The sequence below is a fragment of the Pseudophaeobacter sp. genome, assembly GCF_039971195.1.
Lineage (GTDB): Bacteria > Pseudomonadota > Alphaproteobacteria > Rhodobacterales > Rhodobacteraceae > Pseudophaeobacter.
The window spans coordinates 1-4,600 of record NZ_JBDWPJ010000133.1 but is presented as its reverse complement, the minus strand read 5'-3'; the positions used below and the strand labels follow the sequence as shown (position 1 = coordinate 4,600).

At 59.5% G+C, this 4,600-nt stretch carries 7 protein-coding genes; 6 read left to right on the top strand and 1 reads right to left on the bottom strand.

Annotated elements, in window-relative coordinates:
• The coding region (locus ABJP42_RS11650; protein ID WP_348340490.1) for a PUA domain-containing protein at positions 1-360 on the top strand (360 nt) is incomplete at its 5' end.
• A 98-nt stretch (positions 361-458) separates the two neighbouring features.
• On the top strand, positions 459-1,724 hold the full coding sequence (locus tag ABJP42_RS11645; protein ID WP_348340488.1) for a glutamate-5-semialdehyde dehydrogenase: 1,266 nt from the start codon (positions 459-461) through the stop codon (positions 1,722-1,724).
• Positions 1,725-1,818: 94 nt separating this feature from the next.
• On the opposite strand, the gene ABJP42_RS11640 is transcribed toward ABJP42_RS11645, so the two are convergent.
• Positions 1,819-2,415 carry a histidine phosphotransferase family protein gene (locus ABJP42_RS11640; RefSeq protein ID WP_348340486.1) on the bottom strand — a complete coding sequence of 199 codons (597 nt, stop codon included), beginning with the start codon at positions 2,413-2,415 and terminating at the stop codon, positions 1,819-1,821.
• Positions 2,416-2,442: 27 nt separating this feature from the next.
• Between ABJP42_RS11640 and ABJP42_RS11635 the strand changes: the two genes are divergently transcribed.
• The 4 genes from ABJP42_RS11635 to ABJP42_RS11620 all read left to right on the top strand — a co-directional run.
• On the top strand, positions 2,443-2,625 hold the full coding sequence (locus ABJP42_RS11635; protein ID WP_348340484.1) for a DUF3553 domain-containing protein: 183 nt from the start codon (positions 2,443-2,445) through the stop codon (positions 2,623-2,625).
• 108 nt (positions 2,626-2,733) lie between these two features.
• Complete coding sequence (olsB, locus tag ABJP42_RS11630) at positions 2,734-3,498, top strand: L-ornithine N(alpha)-acyltransferase (protein WP_348340482.1); 765 nt, start codon at positions 2,734-2,736, stop codon at positions 3,496-3,498.
• 1 nt (position 3,499) lies between these two features.
• On the top strand, positions 3,500-4,327 hold the full coding sequence (gene olsA / locus ABJP42_RS11625; RefSeq protein WP_348340480.1) for a lyso-ornithine lipid O-acyltransferase: 828 nt from the start codon (positions 3,500-3,502) through the stop codon (positions 4,325-4,327).
• A 158-nt stretch (positions 4,328-4,485) separates the two neighbouring features.
• The coding region (locus ABJP42_RS11620; RefSeq protein ID WP_348340492.1) for a 30S ribosomal protein S2 at positions 4,486-4,600 on the top strand (115 nt) is incomplete at its 3' end.

Genomic DNA, 4,600 nt, shown 5'->3' with positions numbered 1-4,600 from the left:
AACGACGGGGCGCTGTGTACCTGGTTCACCGCGCAGGATGATCCGCAACTGGCGCGCAAACGCTGGATTGCCGCGATGAAAACCCGTGGCGTTGTCACCGTCGATGCCGGTGCTGCGCGGGCCTTGGAAAATGGCAACAGCCTGCTGCCCGCTGGGGTGCGTCATGTGGAGGGTGACTTTGGCCGGGGGGAACCCCTGGCCATCCTCGGCCCGGAAGGGCGCAAACTGGGGCAGGGGCTGTCGCGTTACACCGGTGACGAAGCCCGTGCCATTCAGGGGCGCCAATCCGCCGAGATCGAAGCCACGCTGGGCTACCCTGGCCGCGCGGCCCTGATCCATCGGGACGATATGGCGCTCTGACCCTACGACTTTAGGGCTGGAAACCTCTGGGCTGTCTCTCTTATCTTGGCACAACCCGGATGGCACCAGCTTTGATCAGCAAAGGCTCAAAGAGACCCATGAAAGACATTGAAAATATCCCCGCCCTGATGATGGAGCTTGGCATTCGTGCAAAGCGCGCGGCGCAGACCCTGGCCACGGCCAGTGCAGAGCGCAAACATGCGGCCCTGATTGGTGCTGCCGAAGCGGTCTGGACACGACGCGGCGACATCATCGCCGCAAACCAGCAAGACCTTGATTTTGGACGTTCAAAAGACCTGTCTCCGGCGATGATGGACCGGCTGATGCTGGATGAGTCTCGCATTCAAGGCATCGTGGATGGTCTGCGCGCCGTGGCCGAACAGCCCGATCCCGTGGGCGAAGTGCTGGCCGAATGGGAGCAGCCCACCGGGCTCAACATTCAGCGGGTGCGCACGCCGCTTGGTGTCATCGGGGTGATCTATGAAAGCCGTCCCAATGTGACGGCGGATGCCGGGGCGCTCTGCCTCAAGTCCGGCAATGCGGTGATCCTGCGGGGCGGCTCTGAGAGTTTTCATTCGAGCCAGGTCATCCATGCCTGCCTGGCCGAGGGGCTGCGCGGCGCTGGCCTGCCCGAGGATGCGGTTCAGCTGATCCCGACGCGGGATCGGGCCGCGGTGCAGGAATTGCTGATCATGACAGAATATGTCGATGTTATCGTGCCACGCGGCGGCAAGGGGTTGGTTGGTCTGGTGCAGCGCGAAGCGCGGGTGCCGGTTTTTGCCCATCTCGAAGGGATCGTGCATATCTACCTTGATAAGTCGGCGGATGCCAAAAAGGCGCTAGAGGTGGTGTTGAATGCCAAGACCCGGCGCACCGGGATCTGTGGTGCTGCGGAATGCCTCCTGATCCACCGCGATATTGTCGACACCATCGGTCGCGATGTTCTAAGCGCGCTGGCCGCTGCCGGGGTGGAGATCCATGCCGAAGCAGGCCTGACCGGACCCGAGACGATGCTGGTGGCAGATGACAGCGACTGGGGCAAAGAATTCCTCGACAAGGTGATTGCTGCCAGGCCGGTCGCGGATATCGACGAAGCCATCTCCCATATCCGCCGCTACCACTCGCAGCATACCGATTGCATCATCACCGAGGATGCAGAGTCTGTGACACAGTTTTTTGCCGAATTGGACTCGGCGATCCTGATGCATAATGCCTCGACCCAGTTTGCCGATGGTGGCGAGTTTGGCATGGGGGCTGAGATTGGTATTGCCACCGGCAAGATGCACGCGCGCGGGCCAGTTGGGGCGGCGCAGCTGACCAGTTTCAAATATCTGGTGCGCGGCGACGGGACCGTGCGGTCCTGACTTGCAGCCCGGTTTAAAAAGGTAAAAACCCCAGCCATATAGCTGGGGTTTTTTTTGTATTACAGTAGCTTGTGTCGCAAAGCTGTGGCGTTGTTTAGAACTGAATGGTGATCTTTTCTGCACTGTGACCATAGTCGACCTCGCGGCTGGCTTCCTCGGCGGCGACCGGCAACATGGCAAATTGCACCTGTGCCGGGGTAACGGCCATGTCGGTATCGCTGCCGTCCAGATGGCACCAGAGCGGCGCATCCACGGCAACCTTGCGGCCTTCGCCAGTCACCGTCCATTTGCCGCCCTCGCAGGACATGGTGATCAAGCCGCCATAGGGCAGGGCGGTTTCCATGCAGAGCGCGGCGAGAAAGGCCATGCGCACCTCGCTGCGGCTGCAGCCTTCGGCGTGATCCCATTGGAACTTCATCCGGCCGGCCTTGCCGATATCATCCAACACCGAGACAACCTCGGCCCGACCCATCTGCTGATCACCGGCAGCGCCAAAGGCGACACGGAAGAACCGAATACGGGCATTGGCGTTAAGAACGCTGTCAGAAATCAATTCAAGCTCGGGTCCGGCCATGGCGCCGGACATCGCCAGCAACTCTAGGCCGTTATTGATGGCACCCACCGGGCTGATCAAATCGTGACAGATCCTGGACCCTATCAAAGCGGCCAAATTGGCGGTATCTACGGCCATATCATTCCTCCGAATTGGGCCCATACAATGATCGACCTCAATGCTTTTCTAGCCCCCGGCATGCGTGTGCAGCATCCGGATCATCCTGACTGGGGACCGGGGGAGGTCCAATCCAATGCAGGTGGCAAAATTACTGTCAACTTCCCGGATCAGGGGAAACTGGTCTTTGACGGGGCGCGTGTCCCCTTGATTCTAGTGAATGAGGCATAGCGGTTTATGAATGGTTAAGAAAGCCCAGAGAGTTTTACGAAAACCTTGCCTATTGTCGCCAAGCCAGTCTATCAGCGGCGCAACACTTTCTTTGAAGGCCTGAGCTACATGGCTGATAGTTTGACAGAATTCACTGTTTCCCTGGCCGAAAGTGCGGCTGACCTTCAGGCAGCCCAGGCGCTGCGATACGCGGTCTTTGTGCGTGAAATGGGGGCGGATGGCGCTCTGGTCGATCATCGACAAGGGTTGGAAAAGGACCATTTTGACGCGTTCTGCGAGCATATGATGATCCGCGAAAGCGCCACAGGGCGGGTCATCGGTGTCTATCGTCTGATGCGCAGCGATCAAGCTGAGGCCGCAGGGCGGTTTTATTCGGAAGCGGAATATGATCTGAGCGCGCTGACTTCCTCGGGGCGGCGGTTGTTGGAGCTGGGACGCTCCTGCCTGCATCCGGATTTTCGCGGTGGCAGGGCGCTGTTTCATCTCTGGGCGGGGTTGAATGACTATGTCAGCGCCCATCAGATCGAGGTGCTGTTTGGGGTGGCAAGCTTTGCCGGAACCGATCTGGAGGCTCTCGCCGGGCCGCTGTCTGTGTTGCACCGGGATTACCTGGCTCCCGAAGGGCTGCGCTGCCGGTCCACCCGCTATCAGGCGATGGATCTGTTGCCGGGTGATCAGGTGGATCGCAAGCGGGCGATGATCGATTGCCCGGCGCTGATCAAGGCCTACCTGCGACTGGGCGGCAAGGTCGGCGATGGCGCCTATGTAGACCATGACTTCAACACCACGGATGTCTGTATGATCCTAGACACGGAAAAGATGTCGGAACGGCAAAGGCGAATCTACGGCGCTCGCCCGGCTGGGAAGGGCTAATATGGCAACGACCTGGGAAAATGGCGATCCGCCTGAACCTTTGCATATCTCGCCCTTGGGCTGGCTTTTGGTTCTGATACGGGGGCTTATATTGGGCTCTTTGGTCTTTGGCGGCCTGATCCTGTTGTTGCTGGTGCGTCTGGTAGAGCGTCCCCTATGTGGCGTAAACCGCCCGGTGACGCCTTTCATCACGCAGCTTGTCTGCCGCAATGCCTTTCGGATCCTGGGCATGGGGTTTTCCACCCGGGGCGAGCTGATGCAACAGCGCGGTGCGGTGGTGGCCAATCACAGTTCGTGGCTGGATATCTTTGCGCTCAACGCCAAAAAGCGGATCTATTTTGTCTCCAAGGCCGAGGTCGCTGCCTGGCCCGGCATCGGTTGGCTGGCCCGCGCCACTGGCACGGTCTTCATTGAGCGCAACCCCAAACGGGCAAAAGAACAGACTGAGTTGTTTGAGGAACGCCTACAGGCGGGCCACAAGCTGTTGTTTTTCCCTGAAGGGACCTCAACCGATGGATTGCGGGTTTTGCCATTTAAAACAACACTTTTTGCGGCGTTCTTTGGTGGTCATCTGCGTGAGTTCAGCCATATTCAGCCGGTGTCGGTGATGTTTCATGCCCCCAAAGGCAAAGAGCCCAGGTTCTATGGCTGGTGGGGCGATATGGAGTTCGGACCGCATCTGCTCAAGACCCTGGCAGCCCCGCGTCAGGGGAGGGCCGAACTAGTCTACCATGCACCGCTGAAAGTAAGCGATTTTTCCAATCGCAAGGCGCTGGCTGCCGCCTGCGAAGAAGTGGTGCGCGCGGGCCATGAGGCGCTGCGCAAATAGCGCTTGCAGCCTGCGCTGAACTGGCCTATATGCGCGACATCAAACCCGCAGGTGGGGTTTGGCCTGTCTGGGGGAGAAATCCCCAAATGGGCCGCCGGTTGGAGCAGATGCTCTGAGACCCCCACCGAGGACTGAAACCGGAAACAAGGAATACTAGCATGGCTCTTCCCGAGTTCACCATGCGCCAGCTGCTGGAAGCAGGCGTACACTTTGGTCACCAGACGCAGCGCTGGAACCCCCGCATGGGCCCGTACATCTACGGCGCACGCAACG